The following is an 18,213-nucleotide window of genomic DNA, read 5'->3' as shown; positions in this document are numbered from 1 at the left end:
GTGGCGGGCGGCTCAGGCCGGGTCGTTCAGCCTGCGTTCGATGGTGACCGTCGTCCCCTCGCCGGTGGAGACCAGCCGCACGTCGCCGTAGGCGTTCATCAGCAGCGCGCCCCGTCCCCGGTCCATCGCCGGCCGGCGATCCCGCCAGGTGCCGAAGTCGCGCACCGAGATCCGGACCAGGCCGGCGCCCACCTCGACCCCGACCCGCACCTCCGGCCGACTGGGCCGCTGCGCGTGCTCGACGGCGTTGTTCACCGCCTCGGAGGCGGCGACCAGCAGATCCTCCAGCACGTCCGGGTCGACGTCCAGGTCGGCCAGCGCCAGCCGGACGTCGCGGCGCATCGCCGCGGCCGAGGTGGCCGTGGAGGGGTACGTCCATCTGACGTCCACGGCATCGCCGTCCGGCCCGTCCCGGTGGACCGGAGCCATCCCCAGGGAGGCGTCGCCGAGCGGTTCCATGGCGGCGCTCCGGGCGTGGGTGTCGGCCGGGTCGCCCGCCAGCCCGACGCCCAGCTGAGTTGGCGCGGGTTCGGCCGGCCCGAGGGCCGCCGGAGCCGACACGACGGCGGTCGATCGCGTCGGCGTCGGTGTGGTGTCGACTGCCGGCGGGGTGTCGTCGGCGTCCGCCCGGCCCGCGTCGGTTGGTGCTGCCGTGCGAGCGCGGGCGCCGCGGATGGCGGCCCGGATCCGGGCGATCAGCTCGGCCGCGGCGAAGGGCTTCACCAGGTAGTCGTCGGCGCCCAGGTTCAGGCCTGTCACGCTGGCCTCCCCGCCGGCCCGCGCGGAGAGCAACAGCACCGGCAGCGCCTGGGTCGTCGGGTCCGCGCGTAGCCGGCGGATCAGGTCGAAGCCGTCCAGTATCGGCATCATCACGTCGGTCAGGACCAGGTCCGGCGGCTCGCGGTGGATCGCGTCGAGGGCTTGCCGGCCGTCGGTGACGGCCCGGACCCGCCAGCCCTGGCCGGTGAGCAGCCGGCTCAGGTACGCCCGCATGTCGCTGTTGTCGTCGGCGACCAGGATCCGCGCACCGGTCAGCTCGTCCCCGGCCGGCCTGGGCGCCGGAGCGGGCTCCGCATCGCTGCCCGCCGGGTCGGCCAGCCAGGTCATCGCCTCGTGGACGGCGGCTCGGGCCGCGTCGCCCCGACCGTCGGGAGCTGGTCCGGGAACTGCCGTGCGGCGTGCTGCCGACCAGGGCAGCGCAACGGTGAAGGTGCTGCCGAAGCCCACCCGGCTGGTCACCCGGACCTCGCCACCCTCCAGTCGGGCCAGCTCGTGCACCAGGGCCAGGCCGATGCCGGTGCCCTCGTGGCTGCGCGAGAGGGTGCCCCGCACCCGGTGGAAGCGCTCGAAGAGCCTCGGCAGCTCCGGCTCGGCGATGCCGATGCCGGTGTCCGTGACGCTGAGCCGCACCTCCTCGTCGTCGGCCTCCAGGCTTACCCGGATGCGACCGATGAACGTGTACTTCAGGGCGTTGGACATCAGGTTGGTGACGATGCGTTCCCAGTTGACCGGGTCCACCGTGACCGGTTGGCGCAGCGGCGGGCAGTCGACCTCCAGGGTCAGACCGGCCCGTTCGACAGCGGCCCGGAAGACGCCGGCCAGCTCGGTGGTGAGGGCGGCGAGATCGATGACCCGGGCGTCGCTGCCGGCCCGCCCGGCCTCCAGGGCCGAGAAGGTGAGCAGGCTGTTGACCAGGGTCAACAGTCGGGTGGCGTTACGCCAGGCGGTCTCCACCCGCTCCCGCTGCACCGGTGCCAGTGGCGCGGCGCCGTCGGCGAGCGCGTCGGCCAGCGGCCCGAGCATGAGGGTCAGCGGGGTCCGGAACTCGTGACTGACGTTGGTGAAGAAGTCGGTCTTCACCCGGTCCAGCTCGGCCAGCGTCTCGGCGCGGCGCCGCTCCTCCTCGTACGCCCGCGCGTTGCGCAGCGCCACCGAGACCTGCTGGGCCAGCAGTTGGTAGAAGGAGCGGTACGCCTCATCCAACCGGCGGCTGGGGCTGACGCCGACCAGGAGGACGCCGAGCGGCTGGGCCTCGTCGGCCGAGGGCAGCGGGAGCGCCAGCGCGGTGCGGACCGGGTCGTCCCACGGGCCGGCCGGCAGCGCCAGCCGGTCGGCGACGGCGGTCACCTCGGTGGAGCGGCCCGCGGCTGCAGCCGGCAGCCCCCAGGCGTGGGTGGTCGGGGCCGGGTCGCTCAGCTCGACGGCGGCCGGTAGGGCGCCCGCCACGGCGGCGTGGCCCGGGCCGCCGCCGGCGCAGGCGGTCCGCCGTAGCACCGCGCCGTCGCGCAGGTAGATCGCGGCGAACGGCACGTCCAGCGGGTGGCCGTCGATCGCGTCGATCAGCCGGGCGCAGGTGGCGTCCACGTCGACGGTGCGCCCGTCGCCGCGTACGGAGAGGTCGCGCAGCAGTCGCAGTCGCCGTTCGCCGACCACCTGCTCGGTGACCTCGCTGCAGACGGTCAGCACGCCGACCGTGCGGCCCTCGTCGTCGCGGGCCGGGGCGTGCGAGACGCTGAAGTACGCCTCCTCGCGGTAGCCGGAGCGATCCAGCAGCAGCTGCAGGGCGGGGACCCAGCTGGCCACCCCGGTCGCCATGGCCTGCTGGATCAGCGGGGCGAGCACGTCCCAGCCCTCGGCCAGGGTCACCCGTACGTCGTCGCCGAGGGCGGCCGGGTGCTTGTCGCCGATCAAGGCGGAGTACGCGTCGTTGTAGAGCTGGGAGAAGCGGTCACCCCAGAGCAGCAGCATCGGGTAGCGGGAGGAGAGCACCAACCGCACCGCGGCCCGCAGGCTCTGCGGCCAGCCGGTCACCGGGCCGAGTGGGGTGCGGGACCAGTCCAGCTCCGCCATCAATCGGCCGGTTTCGCTGCCGCCGCCGAACAGGTCCGTGGTGGGTCGTGTCACGCTCGACCAGGTCCCATCGCCAGCCCCCGTTCCGGGCCCGACGACCCCTGCTGCTGTTATCCACCCATCCTGGCACCTCGCCTCACCTGTGCCGACGCCGGCACCCCGCCGTACCGGCCGCCGGGCCGGCGTGCGCTCAGCGTACGGAGCGGTGGCGGTCAAACGGGATGTTCCGGTCCCGCGGTGTCATCCGACGGCCCGCTGGGCAGTGCGCCGGATGTCGCCGAACCGGTGGGGGTTCCGGACGAACGACCGATGCCGAAGACATCGATATCTGTAAGTGTCTCCGTTATCTCTCCAACCCCCGAGGAGCCCCCATGAGAGGCAGAACGCTGAGCGCGGGAATCGCGCTCGCCGTGTTCACCGGGATGGCGGTGACGCTGGCCGCCCAGCCGGCGACCGCGTCACCCATCGCCGGTACGGCAGCGGCCCGGCCGATCGCCGCGCCCACCGCCGTCCTGGCGGCGCCGGACATCTCCATCACCAACGTCCAGGCGCACCTGACCCAGTTCGGCTCCATCGCCAGCAGTAACGGCGGCAACCGGCGGGCCGGCTCGGCCGGCTACACCGCCTCGGTCAACTACGTGAAGACCAAACTCCAGGCAGCCGGCTACACCGTCAGCGAGCAGTACTGCTCCAGCTGCACGTACCCCTCGAACAACCTGATCGCGGAGTGGCCCGGCGGCCCGGCCGACCAGGTGGTCATGTTCGGCGCCCACCTGGACGGCGTCTCGGCCGGCCCGGGCATCAACGACAACGCCACCGGCTCGGCCAGCCTGCTGGAGAACGCGCTGGTCCTGGCCGCGCAGAACCCGACCATGACGAAGAAGGTCCGGTTCGCCTGGTGGACCGACGAGGAGCAGGGGCTCAACGGATCCCGGTTCTACGTCAACTCGCTCAACGCCACCCAGCGGGGCTACATCAAGGGCTACTACAACTTCGACATGGTCGGCTCGACCAACGGTGGCTACTTCATCAACCGGGTCACCTCCACCACGGCGGCGCCGCTGAAGGCGTACTGGGACTCGCTGGGGCTGCAACCGGAGGAGAACGTCGAGGGTCAGGGCCGCTCCGACGACTACTACTTCCAGCAGGCCGGCATCCCCACCTCGGGCTACGCCGCGGGCGCCAGCGCCCGCAAGACCAGCGCCCAGGCGGCCAAGTGGGGCGGCACCGCCAACTCCGCCTACGACCCGTGCTACCACCGGGCCTGCGACACCACCGCCAACGTCAGCGCCACCGTGCTGAACCGGTCCGCGGACGGCGTCGCGTACGCGCTGTGGCAGCTCGCCGTGGGCGGGGGCACGCCGACCAACGACTTCTCCGTCGCGGTCAACCCCACCACGCGCACCGTGGCCCGGGGCGCCAGCACCACCGCCACGGTGATCACCGCCACCACTGCTGGCTCCGCGCAGTCGGTCAGCCTCTCGGCCTCCGGCGCGCCCAGCGGGGTGAGCGTCTCCTTCAGCCCGTCCTCGGTGACCTCCGGCGGCTCGGCCACGATGACCCTGACCGCCTCGGCCAGCGCGGCGACCGGCACCTTCACCATCACGGTCACCGGCACCGGCTCGGTCACCCGCAGCGCCAGCCTCGCGCTGACGGTGACCGGCACCGGTGGCTGCGCCGGCGGCCAGGTGATCGGCAACGGCGGCTTCGAGAGCGGCACCACGCCGTGGACCGCGTCCTCCGGCGTGATCACCAACTCCAGCAGCCAGCCGGCCCGGACCGGGTCGTACAAGGCGTGGCTCAACGGGTACGGCAGCACCCGTACCGAAACCCTGTCCCAGTCGGTGACCGTCCCGGCCGGCTGTGCCAGCTACACGCTGTCGTTCTGGCTGCACATCGACACCGCCGAGACCACCGGCTCCACGGCGTACGACAGGCTCACCGTGCGGGTGGGCTCGACCACGCTGGCGACGTACTCGAACCTCAACGCCGCCACCGGGTACGTCCAGCGCACGTTCAACGTGGCCGCGTACGCCGGGCAGACGGTGACGCTGACGTTCACCGGCACCGAGGACTCCTCGTTGCAGACCAGCTTCGTGATCGACGACGTGACGTTGCAGGCGAGCTGACGCTCCGCGTACCCGAAGACGGGCCGCCGCCGGGAAGCCGGCGGCGGCCCGATCACGGCCGTGGTGTCGTACTCAGGGGAGCTGCGGGTAGAGCGCGGCCACCCCGCCGGCGAGCCCGGCCTGCACCTGCCGGCTGGTCTCGTCGGTCACGATCTCGTACGCGTCGGCCTCGATGCCGTCCACCCCGATCCGCGCGATCAGCGCCGGGTCGGACTTCGGGGCGGTGACCGCGGCGGCCATGTCGGTGTCCATGTAGCCGACGTGCAGGCCGGCGACCCGAACCCCCCGCTCGGCGAGCTGGACGCGCAGCGCGTTGGTCATCGACCACTCGGCCGACTTCGCGGCGCTGTACGCCCCGACGCTCGGGAAGCTCACCCAGGACAGTGCGGAGAGCACGTTGAGGATCGTGCCGCCGCCGTTGCCCGCGATGATCGGGGCGAACGCCCGGACCATCGACAGGTTGCCGAAGTAGTGGGTCTCCAGCTCCAGCCGGACGAGGTCCAGGTCGCCTTCCAGCAGGTCCGTTCCGGTCTCGATGCCGGCGTTGTTGATCAGCAGGTTCACGTCTCCGGCCAGCGCGGCGGCGGCGGCCACCGAGGCGGGGTCGGTGATGTCCAGCCGGACCGGCGTCACGCCGGGCAGGTCGACGCTGTCCGGGTTGCGGGCGCCGGCGTAGACGGTCGCGCCGCGGGAGAGGAGCTCGGCGGCCAGGTGCCGGCCGAAGCCGCGGTTGGCGCCGGTGACGAGGGCGGTGCTTCCAGCGATCTTCATGGGACTGCTCCAGGGGTCGCGCCCCGCTGTTCTGGCGGAACGGTGGGTGGTCAGGCTCGGCCGCCTTGTGGTCGACCCGACGGTATCTAGCTGACTTCGGTTAAGCAAAGTCAGCTATGTCACGGGCCGGCGCGGCCCGGATCGGGAATACGACCCGGACGCGGGCACGGCCCCGCCGGTGACGGCTCGTATCCTTTCCGCGAACCTCCGCATGAGCCGAAAAGGGGAGACGGTGTGAGCAACCAGGCCGAGACGTTGGAGTTCCAGGCCGAGGCGCGTCAGCTCCTCCAACTGGTGGTCCACTCGATCTATTCGAACAAGGACGTCTTCCTGCGGGAACTCATCTCGAACGCGTCCGACGCGCTGGACAAGCTGCGGCTGACGACGATGGTCGACAAGGACCTCACCGCCGACACCGACGACCTGCACGTGGCAATCGAGGTCGACCGGGACGCCCGCACCCTGACGGTGCGCGACAACGGCATCGGGATGACCCGCGACGAGGTGGTCGGGCTGATCGGCACGATCGCCAAGTCCGGCACCGCCGAGCTGCTGCGCCAGCTGCGCGAGTCCGCCGACGCCCGCGCCTCGCAGGACCTGATCGGCCAGTTCGGCGTCGGCTTCTACGCCGCGTTCATGGTCGCCGACAGGGTCACCCTGCTGACCCGCAAGGCCGGCGAGACCGGCGGCACCCGGTGGGAGTCCGCCGGCGAGGGCACGTACTCGATCGAGACGGTCGACGAGGCGCCGCAGGGCACCACGGTGACGCTGCACCTCAAGCCGGCCGACACCGAGGACAACCTGCACGACTACACCGCCGAGTGGACCATCCGGGAGATCGTGAAGCGGTACTCCGACTTCATCGCGTGGCCGATCCGGATGAGTGTCGAGCGGCCCGGCGCCGACGGCGCGGACGCCACCAGCGAGGTGCAGACCCTCAACTCGATGAAGGCGCTCTGGGCGCGGTCCCGCGACGAGGTCGACGCTGCCGAGTACCACGAGTTCTACAAGCACGTCAGCCACGACTGGGCCGACCCGCTCGAGGTCGTGCACATGAAGGGCGAGGGCACCTTCGAGTACGAGGCGCTGCTGTTCCTGCCCAGCCACGCCCCGCTGGACCTGTTCGCCCCGCAGGGCCGCCGCGGTGTCCAGCTCTACGTCAAGCGCGTGTTCATCATGGACGACTGCGAGGCGCTGGTCCCCACCTACCTGCGCTTCGTCAAGGGTGTGGTCGACGCGCACGACCTGTCGCTGAACATCTCCCGGGAGATCCTCCAGCAGGACCGGCAGATCCAGATCGTCCGCCGCCGGCTGGTCCGCAAGGTCCTCGCCACCGTCCGGGACCTCAAGGTCAACCACCCCGAGCGCTACCGCACCTTCTGGACCGAGTTCGGCGCGGTGGTCAAGGAAGGGCTGATCGACGACACCGACAACCGCGACACCCTGCTGGAGATCCTGTCGGTGGCCTCCACTCACGACCCGGCCGAGCCCACCGACCTGGCCGGCTACGTCGCACGGATGAAGGACGGCCAGAACGACATCTGGTACGCCACCGGCGACTCCCGGGCCACCATCGAGAACTCCCCGCACCTGGAGGCGTTCCGGGCCAAGGGCCACGAGGTGCTGCTGCTCACCGACCAGGTCGACGAGGTGTGGGTCGAGCGGGTCGGCGAGTACGACGGCCGCCCGCTGCGCTCGATCGCCAAGGGCGAGGTCGACCTGGACACCGACGAGGAGAAGCAGCAGGCCGAGGCCGAGCGTGAGCAGCAGCGACAGGAGTTCGCCGCACTGCTCGACTGGCTGGGCACCACGCTGGCCGAGAGCGTCCGGGAGGTCCGCCTGTCGTCCCGGCTGACCACCTCACCGGCCTGCGTCGTCGGCGACGCGCACGATCTCACCCCGACCCTGGAGAAGATGTACCGGGCCATGGGACACGAGATCCCGTCCACGAAGCGGATCTTGGAGATCAATCCCGGTCACGCCCTGGTCGCTGGGCTGCGCAAGGCGCACGAGCAGGGCGGCGACTCCGCTGCTCTCACCGAGACCGCCGAGTTGCTGTACGGCCTGGCGGTGCTCGCCGAGGGCGGCGAGCTGGCCGACCCGGCCCGGTTCACCCGGGCGCTCGCCGACCGGCTGGCCCGCACCCTCTGACCGGTTGACCCGTCCGGCCGGCGGGCCGCCCGATCAACGGGCTCCGCCGGCCGGGCCGCACGGTGGCCCGCTACCCGCGCTCCCAGCGGGCGAACACTCCCGCGCTCCGCCACGTCGCCTGAGACAACGACCTGGTCGGAAACGGTCCATGATGGTCACTGCACAGTCTCCGGTCGCCCGCAACCGCTGCGTGGACCGCCCCGCGTGCCCCGGTGAAGAAGTTCACAGGGGGTGGGCGATCGTCACCGACGGTGCCTAACGTCGGTCAGGTTCGCCGATGCGGACACCGCCACCGGTACGCCAAATCCTGCCGCCGGTCGGCCGGCCAGTCATCCAGGCAGGAGCGGGGGACCCAGGTTCCTCGGTGCACGTCACCTCGGGGTGAAGCCGCCACCGCGCGGCCGGGCTCCTCGGCCCGAACCCGACAGCTCACCTCGTCGGCGTGGAGGAAGCTCACATGACATCTGAATACACGCCCCGTCACCGACGGGTCACCACCCGCCGCGTCGCCGTCGGCACGCTGGCCGTCGGCGCGGTCACCGGGGCCGTCGCCCTCTTCGGGCCGGCAGCCCCGGCCCAGGCCGCGGTCAACTGGGACGCGATCGCCCAGTGCGAGTCCAGCGGCAACTGGCACATCAACACCGGCAACGGCTACTACGGCGGGTTGCAGTTCTCGCAGAGCACCTGGGCCGGTTACGGCGGCAAGAAGTACGCCGCCCGCGCCGACCTGGCCAGCCGTGGTGAGCAGATCGCCGTCGCCGAGAAGGTGCTCGACGGGCAGGGCATCGGTGCCTGGCCGACCTGCGGCAAGAAGGGCGGCTCGTCGGGCGGCTCCGCCACGAAGTCGACCGGGAAGTCGTCGACGAAGTCCACCGGCAAGTCGTCGACGAAGACCACCAAGCCGCAGGAGCGGTCGTCGCGCGGCGAGCAGCCGGCGACCCGCAACCACCAGCGCACCGCGCCGACGACGGGCGGCGAGACGTACCTGGTCAAGCCGGGCGACACGCTGTCGGAGATCGCCCAGACCCACCGGGTGGCCGGCGGCTGGCAGGCCCTGTACGAGGGCAACCGACAGCTGATCGGCGCCGACGCGGGTCTGATCTTCCCGGGTCAACGGCTCAGCCTCTGACGCACGAGCCTGCGGGCGCTCGACCGGAGTTCGGTTGAGCGCCCGCAGGCGTGTGTCGAGGAGGGGCGCCCCGGCAGGTGGTCGTCAGGCGGCCGAGGCGGACGCCCCTGGACGCGAGCCGGCCGACCAGGCGCGGCGCGGGGCCGGAGCGTCCGTCGCCGACCAGTCAGCGTCTGCGGTGCCATCCTCGCCCCGCTCGGCAGAGGCTGTGGCCGGTGCGTCTGTCGCACCACGGGACAGCTGGAGCGACTGTTCAGCGTTCCTGCGAGCGGCGCACGGCCACGGCTGGCCGGCGCAGAGCAGGTTGCCGCAGGCGCCGTCCTCGTCCGGCTCGTGTGCGCTGAGCACGTCGACCGCGAGCTGCCAGAGCAGCGGGTCGGTCACGTCGCCGGGACGCTGCTCGTGGCGGCTCGGACGGTTGCTGGTGTCGTCGGGCATGGTGGTCCCCCCTGTCAGGCTGTTCCTCTCAAGAGTCACCCCATCAGCCGGCCGCTAAACCGCCGACCTGCTGCGATGTGTCTCTGATCGCAGGCCGACCGCCCTTCGGTCAGTCCGGCAGCAGGGGCATCTCGACGCCCGGCTCCCGGCCGAGCAGCACCGCTCGGGTCAGCGCCGTCGACCCGAACCGGTCGCGGACAGCGTCCACCGCAGCGTCCAACTCCGCCCCCGGGTCGCGGTGGAACGGCAGCTCGGGCTGGACCGGGTTGTCGTCCAGGTTGCCCACCGAGACGCCGATCAGTGTGACGCCCCGCCGGTCGATCTCGGGCAGTGCGGCTCGCAGCAGCGCCCGCGCGGCGGCGAGCAGCGGGGTGGTGTCCGCCGTCGCCTTGCCTACGGTGTGCGAACGGGTGGCCCGCGTGTAGTCGCCGAAGCGCAGCCGCAGCACCACCGTGCGCCCGGACCGTCCGGCCGCCCGCATTCGCCGGGTGACCCGGTCGACCAGGCCGGCCAGGATGGCGTCCAGCTCTGCCGGCGCGTGCGGCGTACGGCTCAGCGCGTGCTGCGCGCCCATCGAGCCGCGCCGACGGCCGACCTGGACCGCCCGGGGGTCGCGGTTGTGCGCGAGGGCGTGCAGGTGTCGACCGGCACCGGCGCCGAGCAGTGACACCAGCGCCGCCTCGCCGAGCCGGGCCACCTCCCCGACGGTACGGATCCGTCGTTCCCGCAGCTTCGCGGCGGTGATCGGGCCGACGCCCCAGAGCCGTTCCACCGGCAGCGGGTGCAGGAACGCCAGCTCGGCGTCGGGCGCGACGACCAGCAGCCCGTCCGGCTTCGCCACCCCGCTGGCCACCTTCGCCAGGAACTTCGTCCGGGCCACGCCCACCGTGATCGGCAGGTGGATCCGCTCGCGGACCTCCCGGCGCAGCCGCTCGGCGATGTCGGCCGGCGGCCCGGCCAGCCGGCGCAGGCCGCCGACGTCCAGGAACGCCTCGTCGATGGAGAGCCCCTCGACCAGTGGGGTGGTCTCTCGGAAGATCTCGAACACGGCCCGGCTGGCCGCCGTGTACGCCGACATCCGGGGCGGCACCACGATCGCGTCCGGGCACAGCCGGCGCGCCTGCTGGCCGCCCATCGCGCTGCGTACGCCTCGCGCCTTCGCCTCGTAGCTGGCGGCGAGCACCACGCCGCCACCGACGATCACCGGCCGCCCCCGCAGGCGCGGGTCGTCGCGCTGCTCGACCGACGCGTAGAAGGCGTCCAGGTCGGCGTGCAGGATGCTGGCCCCGGACGACACGTACATATGTTCGCATGGCGCGGATGATCACCACAGTGAGCTGGGCGAACGCGACGGCGCGGCCAGGCGGTGTCGCGGTGCCCTAACGCTCCGGCGTCGCGTCGCGTGACAACGTGTAGTGGTGCATCGACACCGCGCTGCCGTCGGGGGCGGTCCACGATGCCGTGCTGGTGCCGGTGCGCCGCCACCCGGTGCGCTCGTAGAGGGCGGCGGCCGCCGCGTCGCCGTCGGCCACCTCGAGCACCAGGTCCGTCCCGCGCTCGCCCGCCCACTGCCGGGTCCGGGCCAGCAGTGCGCTGCCGAGCGCCCGACCTCGGGCGGCCGGCAGCACGAAGAGGCGAGCCACCTCGGCCGTCGGCCGAGCGAGCGGCACGTCCGCCCGGTCGGGCATCCGCTGCACCGCCACGTGCCCGACGACGGTCCCGTCGTCGTCGATGGCGACCCAGGCGCGCGCCGGGCGAGGCTCGCGCAGCCAGCGGTGCGGGTCGGCGGGCCAGTTCAGCGGGTACCGGTCGGCCTGGTGAACCAGAGCCAGCGCCGCGACGCATCCGTCGAGGTCGGTGGCGCGCCGCCGCCGGATGAGCGGACGGCTCACAGGTCGTCGAACGGGGCGGCGTAGCGGAACTCGCCGCGGATCGACTCCCGCCAGGCGCTCAGCGGGCGGGCCTGGAAGTACTGCGGACCCCACGGCTGCGGCGGGGTGACGCCCAACTCGACGGCGGGCCGGAACCCGAACCGGGGGTAGTAGTCGGGGTGCCCGAGCAGCACCACCAGCGGCTCGTCCCGGGCGTCGGCCGCACCGAGCACCGCGTGCATCAGCGCCGTGCCGACCCCACGCCGCTGCCAGCCGGGGAGCACACCGAGCGGCCCCAGGCCGAGCGCCACCGGCTGACCGGCCACCCGGCCGCGGGTGGCCACCACGTGCCCCACCACCTGCCCGTCGGGGTCGGTCGCCACCAGGGAGTACGCGGGCAGCCAGCCCTCGTCGGCGCGGAGCGCGTCGACCAGCGTCGCCTCGACCGGTACGCCACCGCCGGCGTCCGGCGCGGCGAAGGCGGCGGCGTGCACCGCGCGGATGGCCTCGACATCGGCGGGCGTCTCACGTCTGATCAGCACCGCGCCACGATACGGTGCACCCGGGCGCCGGTTCCAGGCGTTATCGGCGGGCGCCGGTCAACCGACGGCGGTGGGGGAGGGCGGGGCGCTGCCGCCCTGCGGCGCCTCCGGGGTCATCAGCCGGACGATCTCCGCCCGGTCGGCCGGCGAGGGCAGCCCCCACTGCGGCCGGTAGCCGTACACCTTGTGCAGGGGGGTGGAGCCGGTGCGGCCGTCCAGGATCTCCACCGCGTCGGTGTCGATCAGGCCGGGGTGCTCCACGCCGCACGCCTCGGCCACCTTGGTCAGGTCCCGGCGCAGCGTCCGCAGGTAGTTAGCCGCCCGAACCGACTTGAGCGTGGGATCCAGGCCCCGGCTCAGCCACGCGTTCTGCGTCGCCACCCCGGTGGGGCAGGTGTCGGTGTGGCACTTCTGCGCCTGGATGCAGCCGATCGACAGCATCGCCTCCCGGCCCACGTTGACCAGGTCGCAGCCGAGCGCGAACGCGACGATGGCGTTGTCCGGCAGGCCGAGCTTGCCGCTGCCGACGAAGACCACCTGTTCGTGCAGGTCGTGCTCGGCGAAGACCTTGTAGACCCGGGAGAAGCCCTGCTGGAACGGGAGCGACACCGAGTCGGTGAAGATCAGGGGCGCGGCGCCGGTGCCGCCCTCGCCGCCGTCGATCGTCACGAAGTCGACGCCCCGGCCGGTGTCCCGCATCAGGGTCGCCAGGTCCTGCCAGAAGCCCAGGTCGCCGACCGCCGACTTGATGCCGACCGGCAGGCCGGTCTCGGCGGCCAGCAGCTCCACCCAGTCGAGAAGGCTGTCGCAGTCGGAGAACTCGGCGTGCCGGGACGGGCTGACGCAGTCCTGCCCGACCGGGATGCCCCGGGTGGCGGCGATCTCGGCAGACACCTTCACCCCGGGCAGCAGCCCGCCGAGGCTGGGCTTGGCGCCCTGACTCAGTTTGATCTCCAGCGCCCGCACCGGCGCGCTGGCGACCAGGTCCTTCAGCCGGTCCAGGCTGAACCGACCGTGCTCGTCCCGGCAGCCGAAGTACGCCGTGCCGAGCTGGAAGACCAGCTCACCGCCGTTGCGGTGGTACGGCGACAGGCCACCCTCGCCGGTGTTCTGCAGGCACCCGGCGAGCGCCGCGCCCCGGTTGAGTGCCGTGACGGCGTTGCCGGAGAGCGAGCCGAAGCTCATCCCGGAAATGTTGACCACCGACTCCGGTCGGAACGCGCGGGCCCGTCCCCGGGCCGCGCCGAGCACCTTGGCGCAGGGCAGCCGCACGTCGTGCCCGGCGGTCGGTGTCGACGGCGGCACAGCGCGGCCGAACGTGCGGTGTTTGATGATCGGGTAGCCGGGGGTGTACTCGATGTCGTTGTCCGTGCCGAAGCCGAAGTAGTTGTTCTGCTGCTTCGCCGACGCGTACACCCAGCGGCGTTGGTCCCGGGTGAACGGCCGTTCCTCGTTGTTGCCGGCCACGATGTACTGCCGAAGCTCCGGCCCGATCGCTTCCAGCAGGTACCGGGCGCGCCCGAGCACCGGAAAATTGCGCAGCAGCGCGTGGTCGCGCTGGATCAGGTCCCGCGCGGCGAGCGCGGCGACAGCGGCGGCGACGGCAGGTACGGCTCGGCGGGCCCATCTCATGCCCCGCACTCTTTCCGCCCGGGTCGTCGGCCAAACCGGTCCACCGGCGAGGCCGCGCAGGTCAGGCCTGCGGCTGGACGATGTTGACCATCCAATCGATGCCGTACGGGTCGACACACTGGCCGTACTCGTCGCCCCACATCTGCTTCTCCATCGGCACGAGCACCGACCCGTTCGCGGAGAGTTGGTCCCAGTAGCCGCGCAGCTCGTCGGCGTTGTCACCGCTGAGGCTGATCGCGATGTTCCTGCCGGGCACGTGGTTCATCCCGGGCGCCGTGTCCGAGGCCATCAGCGTGAAGCCGCTGGGGGACTCCAACCGCGCGTGCATGATCTGGTCGGACAGGCCCGGCTCGGCGCTGCCGAACTCGCCGAAGGTGTTGATCGTCAGCTCGCCGCCGAACACGCGGTGGTAGAACTCCATCGCGCCGCGGGCGGTGCCGGGAAAGTTGAGGTACGGGTTGAGTCGCGTCTGCACAGCACCCTCCTTGGTCCTGGTCGGCGTCATCGTCGCAGACCGGTGGGGGGTGGACAACGAGGCGCGCCCACGTTTGCGCTGGTGTCGGGCCTGGTGGCGGCGTGGACGCGGTCCACGCCGCCACCAGGCCGAGGATCAGCGGCGCCGGAACGACTGCCGGACCGTCCCGCCGACGACGGTGCACCAGGTGCTCGTGCTGAGCTTGCCGTTGCGAGGCAGCCCGTGCAGCGCCTGCAGGTCCTTCACCGCCGCTCGGGTGGCGTGGTCGTACGTCCCGGTGACGGTGACGGCGAACCCCTTGGTGGCGAGGATTTCCTGCACCGCGGTGACCGGCAGGCCGGTGGCGTGCTGGTTCAACTCGGGCACCAGGGTTTCCCAGGTCGGCGTGGTGAGGGTGGCGTCCACGTCCACCGGGATCCCGTTCCGGGCCTGCCAGTCCTGCACAGCCGTCACGGTGGCGGCGTCGAACGTGCCGCTGACCGTCACCGGGTAGCCGCGGAACGCGAGCAGGTACTGCACCACCCGGACCGACGGGGAGTTGACGAAGCGCCACAGGTCCGGCCAGCGGCGCGCCGGCACGTCGCCCAGGTCGGTGCCGAGGGCGGCGAACACCCGCTGGCGCAGTGCGGGGAACTGCCGGTAGAAGGCCGCGCCCGGGCACTGCGTGGTACGGAAGTCCCAGTGGCCGAAGATGTCGTGCGCGTGCAGCCCGTACTGCCGGCAGATGGAGACGCAGAGCTTCACCAGCGAGTCGGTCAGCGCCGTCGGCGGGGTCTCCGTGACGTAGGTGCCCTCGTTCTCGATCCCGATGGCCCGCCCGTTCTCGCCCGGGCAGTGCGCCGAGATCATCTGCCGGTCGCCGACCTCCAGCCGCTCCAGGCTGCCCCGACGGCCCTCCAGCACGTAGCCGCCCCGGCTGACGGTGAAGTGCTGGCCGGTGTCCGACCAGCCGTTGCCGTCCATGTGCAGGTCCTGGCAGTCGTGGGCCAGCTTGACCGCCTGCTCGCGGGAGTAGTCGGTGACGTTCGGGAAGGCCATGTGATGCACGATGATCTTGTTGGTGGCGATGGCGCTGACCGCCAGCGGATCCTTCGGCGGGCGGGCGTCCCACTCGTCGCAGCTGATGATCCAGTCCAGGTCGGTGCCGGGGGCGGCCTGCGCCGCGCCCGGGAGGGCGAGCTGACTCCCGACCACAGCAACTGTGGCGGCGCCGAGACCGGCGCGCAGCAGCGTCCGGCGATCCACTTCGGAATGGTCGACGTGCATGACATCTCCTCCTGCGGCCGACGGCGGGGGATGAAAAGTAACTCCAGTGGCCGCACGTGCTCCGGAGGATATTGCCAAATCTCACCCGGGCGCTAGACCTTGCCGAACCGGAGTCGACGGCGGGATAACCGGTCGGCCGGGAGATCAAAGATCGGCTAATCTAGCCGCGCTGACTCGGGGGTGGAAGATGAAGCTTGGTGAGGCGTTGGCAGATCGCGCCGATGCGGTACGACGGGTGGAACAGCTGCGAACCCGGATCACCGGCAGCGCCCGGTACCAGGAGGGTGAGCTGCCGTCCGAGGATGCCGGGGCGCTCCTGACCGAGCTGGACGAGGTGCTCGACGGGCTGGAGACGCTGATCCGGCGGATCAACCGGACCAACGCCACGGTCCCGGTCGGCGACCTCGGCACGCTCACCGACGCGTTGGCGCGGCGGGACGTCCTGCGCCTGCGGCACGCCGCGATCACGAGCTCCGCCGACGCCGCCGCCGGCGGTGGGCGGGGCCAGTACGCCCGGCAGTTGCGCTCAGAGTTGAAGATGCTCGCCGCGCTGCCGGTCGCGGAGCTGCGGGGTCGCGCCGACCAACTGGACCGGGAACTGCGCGAACTCGAGGTGCAGATCCAGCGTACGAACTGGGAGGCGGACCTGCTGGACTGACCGGCGGAGACGATGTGGAGCAGGTAGCCGTCGTGGAGGCGTGTACACACAGGGCCGGCTGCAAACCGGCACCCTCTCCTGGCGCGCGGAGGGCAGCGCGGGGTTCGACTCCCTGATCACGACGCAGCCCAGCACCGAGGACAGGTGACAGTGCAGCACGCACGACACATCACCACGTACAGATCCACGACGGCGAGGGTGGGCTCGGGGCACTCCACACCGCGGGACGGCCAGTCGCACACGACCAGATGAGGCCCAGTGCCTGGGCCATCCTGGCAGATCCCGAACGGCGGCATGGCCGGGGACGGAACGGGTACCCGGCGCTCCGGGGAGGTGGGCGCCTCCGGGGGAGCGGGATGTCATGGGAGCCGCCGTCGTTGGCCTGGTCATCGTCGTCGTGGTCGTGCTGCTGGCGTTGGCACTCAGCGTCCGGCAGGTGCAGCAGTACCAACGCGGCATCGTGTTCCGGTTCGGTCGGGTGCTGGAGCGGGTCCGCCAGCCGGGCCTGCAACTGATCGTCCCGATCGCCGACCGGATGGCGCGGGTCAGCCTGCAGACCACCGTGATCGGCGTACCGGCACAGGGCGCGATAACCCGGGACAACGTCACGCTCACCGTCGACGCCGTCGTCTACTACCGGGTGGTGGACCCGGTGAAGGCGCTGGTGAACGTGCACGACTATCCCTCGGCGGTGCTCCAGGTCGCGCAGACCGCGCTGCGTTCGGTGATCGGCCGGGCCGACCTGGACACCGTGCTGGGCGACCGGGAACGGGTCAACGCCGAGCTGAAGTCCGTCATCGACGCGCCCACCGAGAAGCCGTGGGGGCTGCTCATCGAGCGGGTGGAGGTCAAGGACGTCTCGCTGCCCGAAGGGATGAAACGGTCGATGTCCCGGCAGGCCGAGGCGGAACGGGAACGCCGGGCCCGGGTGATCGCCGCGGACGGCGAGTTCCAGGCGTCGCGGCGCCTGGCCGACGCGTCCCGGGCGATGGAGGCCACACCCGGCGCGTACCAGCTCCGCCTGTTGCAGACCGTGGTGGACGTGGCAGCCGAGAAGAACAGCACCCTGGTCATGCCGTTCCCGGTCGAGCTGCTGCGCTTCTTCGACCAGATGGCACCACACGCGGTTGGGCCGGGCCAGCCGGTGACACCCCCGACGCCGGATCTGGGGCCGGTGACGGAGGGCGTTGCCGCCGCCGCCGAACAGGGCGACGACCACCCCGGAGCGCCGCAGCGCTGAGCGGCCGGCGTTTCCGCGCGCGGCAGCTGGGGTAGGTCGGGACCGACCGTCCCGGCTGCCCCGCGTGGAGGAAACCCGATGAGTGACAACGTCAGCGATGCGGTGGGCGACGCCCTCCGCTCGGTGATGCTCTTTCTGCCCAAGGCCGTCGCCTTCCTGGCGATCCTGGTGGCGGGATGGCTGATCGCCAAGGCCGTACTGAAGATCGTGGAGAAGGTCCTGGAGCGGGTGGGCTTCGACCGCGCCGTCGAACGCGGCGGCATCCGCCGGGCACTGAGCCGCTCCCGGTACGACGCCAGCGACATCGTGGCGAAGCTCGTCTACTACGCGGTGCTGCTGCTCACCCTGCAGCTCGCCTTCGGCATCTGGGGACCGAACCCGATCTCCGACCTGATCGCCGCGGTGATCTCGTGGTTGCCCCGCGCCTTCGTCGCGATCGTCATCGTCGTGGTCGCCGCCGCCATCGCCAACGCCGTCAAGGACATCATCAGCGGAGCGCTCGGCGGGCTCTCCTACGGTCGGGTGCTGGCCGGCATCGCCTCGGTGTTCATCCTCGGCCTCGGCGTCATCGCCGCGCTGAACCAGATCGGCGTGGCCACCGCGGTCACCACCCCCGTGCTGATCGCCGTGCTGGCCACCGTCGGCGGCATCCTCGTCGTCGGGGTCGGCGGCGGCCTGATCCGTCCGATGCAGAGCCGCTGGGAGGCGTGGCTGACCCGCGCCGAGCAGGAGTCGCAGCTGATCGCCACGCACGCCCGGGCCTACCGGGCCGGCCGTCGGGACGCCGAGGCCAAGCTGGCCCGGCCGTCGGCCGTCGACACCGACCCGGAGGCCACCCAGGTGGTGCGTCCGTCCGCCGACCCGGAGGCCACCCAGGTGGTGCGTCCGCCCGCCGACCCCGACGCCACCCAGGTGGTGAGCCCCGGCGTCGACGCCGACGCGACCCAGGTGGTGAGCGGCGGCGACCGCGTGGCGCCCAGCCAGCGCACCAGCGACGACATCGAGGCCACCACGGTCATCCCGCCGCTGGACCCGGACCGTCGCTGACACCGTGCGGGACA

15 protein-coding genes and 1 riboswitch are annotated in these 18,213 nt (G+C 72.0%); of the genes, 6 read left to right on the top strand and 9 right to left on the bottom strand.

Features of this window, described 5'->3' with window-relative positions:
* Positions 1 to 12: 12 nt before the first annotated feature.
* Complete coding sequence (locus OG470_RS29000; protein ID WP_328417328.1) at positions 13 to 2,904, bottom strand: ATP-binding protein; 2,892 nt, start codon at positions 2,902 to 2,904, stop codon at positions 13 to 15.
* Positions 2,905 to 3,221: 317 nt separating this feature from the next.
* Between OG470_RS29000 and OG470_RS28995 the strand changes: the two genes are divergently transcribed.
* Complete coding sequence (locus OG470_RS28995) at positions 3,222 to 4,979, top strand: M28 family peptidase (RefSeq protein WP_328417327.1); 1,758 nt, start codon at positions 3,222 to 3,224, stop codon at positions 4,977 to 4,979.
* Positions 4,980 to 5,051: 72 nt separating this feature from the next.
* On the opposite strand, the gene OG470_RS28990 is transcribed toward OG470_RS28995, so the two are convergent.
* Positions 5,052 to 5,750, bottom strand: a complete 699-nt coding sequence (locus tag OG470_RS28990) for an SDR family oxidoreductase (RefSeq protein WP_328417326.1) — start codon at positions 5,748 to 5,750, stop codon at positions 5,052 to 5,054.
* Positions 5,751 to 5,984: 234 nt separating this feature from the next.
* Between OG470_RS28990 and htpG the strand changes: the two genes are divergently transcribed.
* Entirely contained in the window at positions 5,985 to 7,901 is a 1,917-nt protein-coding gene (gene htpG / locus OG470_RS28985; protein ID WP_328417325.1) for a molecular chaperone HtpG, read from the top strand.
* Between the two features lie 288 nt (positions 7,902 to 8,189).
* Positions 8,190 to 8,358, top strand: a riboswitch (cyclic di-AMP (ydaO/yuaA leader).
* Positions 8,359 to 9,030, top strand: a complete 672-nt coding sequence (locus OG470_RS28980; RefSeq protein ID WP_328417323.1) for a LysM peptidoglycan-binding domain-containing protein — start codon at positions 8,359 to 8,361, stop codon at positions 9,028 to 9,030.
* An 84-nt stretch (positions 9,031 to 9,114) separates the two neighbouring features.
* On the opposite strand, the gene OG470_RS28975 is transcribed toward OG470_RS28980, so the two are convergent.
* From OG470_RS28975 to OG470_RS28945, 7 genes are all read right to left on the bottom strand, one after another.
* Entirely contained in the window at positions 9,115 to 9,468 is a 354-nt protein-coding gene (locus OG470_RS28975) for a hypothetical protein (RefSeq protein ID WP_328417322.1), read from the bottom strand.
* Positions 9,469 to 9,577: 109 nt separating this feature from the next.
* Positions 9,578 to 10,765, bottom strand: a complete 1,188-nt coding sequence (dinB, locus tag OG470_RS28970) for a DNA polymerase IV (protein WP_328417321.1) — start codon at positions 10,763 to 10,765, stop codon at positions 9,578 to 9,580.
* Positions 10,766 to 10,847: 82 nt separating this feature from the next.
* Positions 10,848 to 11,360 (bottom strand): GNAT family N-acetyltransferase, encoded by a 513-nt coding sequence (locus OG470_RS28965; protein WP_328417320.1) that lies wholly within the window; start codon positions 11,358 to 11,360, stop codon positions 10,848 to 10,850.
* A complete protein-coding gene (locus OG470_RS28960; RefSeq protein ID WP_328417318.1) occupies positions 11,357 to 11,881 on the bottom strand; it encodes a GNAT family N-acetyltransferase in 525 nt (174 codons plus the stop codon). The genes OG470_RS28965 and OG470_RS28960 overlap by 4 nt, the downstream gene beginning before the upstream one ends.
* A 57-nt stretch (positions 11,882 to 11,938) precedes the next feature.
* A complete protein-coding gene (locus OG470_RS28955) occupies positions 11,939 to 13,513 on the bottom strand; it encodes an FMN-binding glutamate synthase family protein (protein ID WP_328417316.1) in 1,575 nt (524 codons plus the stop codon).
* Between the two features lie 61 nt (positions 13,514 to 13,574).
* A complete protein-coding gene (locus OG470_RS28950; RefSeq protein ID WP_328417314.1) occupies positions 13,575 to 13,988 on the bottom strand; it encodes a VOC family protein in 414 nt (137 codons plus the stop codon).
* A gap of 135 nt (positions 13,989 to 14,123) precedes the next feature.
* Positions 14,124 to 15,254, bottom strand: coding sequence for a peptidoglycan recognition protein family protein (locus OG470_RS28945; RefSeq protein ID WP_328417312.1), 1,131 nt, complete (start codon positions 15,252 to 15,254; stop codon positions 14,124 to 14,126).
* Positions 15,255 to 15,441: 187 nt separating this feature from the next.
* On the opposite strand from OG470_RS28945, the gene OG470_RS28940 reads away from it, so the two are divergent.
* The 3 genes from OG470_RS28940 to OG470_RS28930 all read left to right on the top strand — a co-directional run bounded on the left by OG470_RS28940 (position 15,442) and on the right by OG470_RS28930 (position 18,199).
* On the top strand, positions 15,442 to 15,912 hold the full coding sequence (locus OG470_RS28940) for a DIP1984 family protein (protein ID WP_328417310.1): 471 nt from the start codon (positions 15,442 to 15,444) through the stop codon (positions 15,910 to 15,912).
* Positions 15,913 to 16,273: 361 nt separating this feature from the next.
* A complete protein-coding gene (locus tag OG470_RS28935) occupies positions 16,274 to 17,152 on the top strand; it encodes an SPFH domain-containing protein (RefSeq protein ID WP_328417308.1) in 879 nt (292 codons plus the stop codon).
* Between the two features lie 78 nt (positions 17,153 to 17,230).
* Positions 17,231 to 18,199, top strand: coding sequence for a mechanosensitive ion channel family protein (locus OG470_RS28930; RefSeq protein ID WP_328417307.1), 969 nt, complete (start codon positions 17,231 to 17,233; stop codon positions 18,197 to 18,199).
* Positions 18,200 to 18,213 lie beyond the last annotated feature (14 nt).

Source organism: Micromonospora sp. NBC_00389 (genome assembly GCF_036059255.1).
Lineage (GTDB): Bacteria > Actinomycetota > Actinomycetes > Mycobacteriales > Micromonosporaceae > Micromonospora.
This window is presented reverse-complemented; position numbering and strand designations above follow the sequence as displayed.

Excerpts from the sequence above, each read along its gene's own strand:
- OG470_RS28945 (WP_328417312.1), bottom strand. The coding sequence starts at position 15,254 with ATGCACGTCGACCATTCCGAAGTGGATCGCCGGACGCTGCTGCGCGCC.
- OG470_RS28990 (WP_328417326.1), bottom strand. The coding sequence starts at position 5,750 with ATGAAGATCGCTGGAAGCACCGCCCTCGTCACCGGCGCCAACCGCGGC.
- OG470_RS28935 (WP_328417308.1), top strand. The coding sequence starts at position 16,274 with ATGGGAGCCGCCGTCGTTGGCCTGGTCATCGTCGTCGTGGTCGTGCTG.
- OG470_RS28980 (WP_328417323.1), top strand. The coding sequence starts at position 8,359 with ATGACATCTGAATACACGCCCCGTCACCGACGGGTCACCACCCGCCGC.
- OG470_RS28975 (WP_328417322.1), bottom strand. The coding sequence starts at position 9,468 with ATGCCCGACGACACCAGCAACCGTCCGAGCCGCCACGAGCAGCGTCCC.
- OG470_RS28995 (WP_328417327.1), top strand. The coding sequence starts at position 3,222 with ATGAGAGGCAGAACGCTGAGCGCGGGAATCGCGCTCGCCGTGTTCACC.
- OG470_RS28955 (WP_328417316.1), bottom strand. The coding sequence starts at position 13,513 with ATGAGATGGGCCCGCCGAGCCGTACCTGCCGTCGCCGCCGCTGTCGCC.
- OG470_RS28940 (WP_328417310.1), top strand. The coding sequence starts at position 15,442 with ATGAAGCTTGGTGAGGCGTTGGCAGATCGCGCCGATGCGGTACGACGG.
- OG470_RS28930 (WP_328417307.1), top strand. The coding sequence starts at position 17,231 with ATGAGTGACAACGTCAGCGATGCGGTGGGCGACGCCCTCCGCTCGGTG.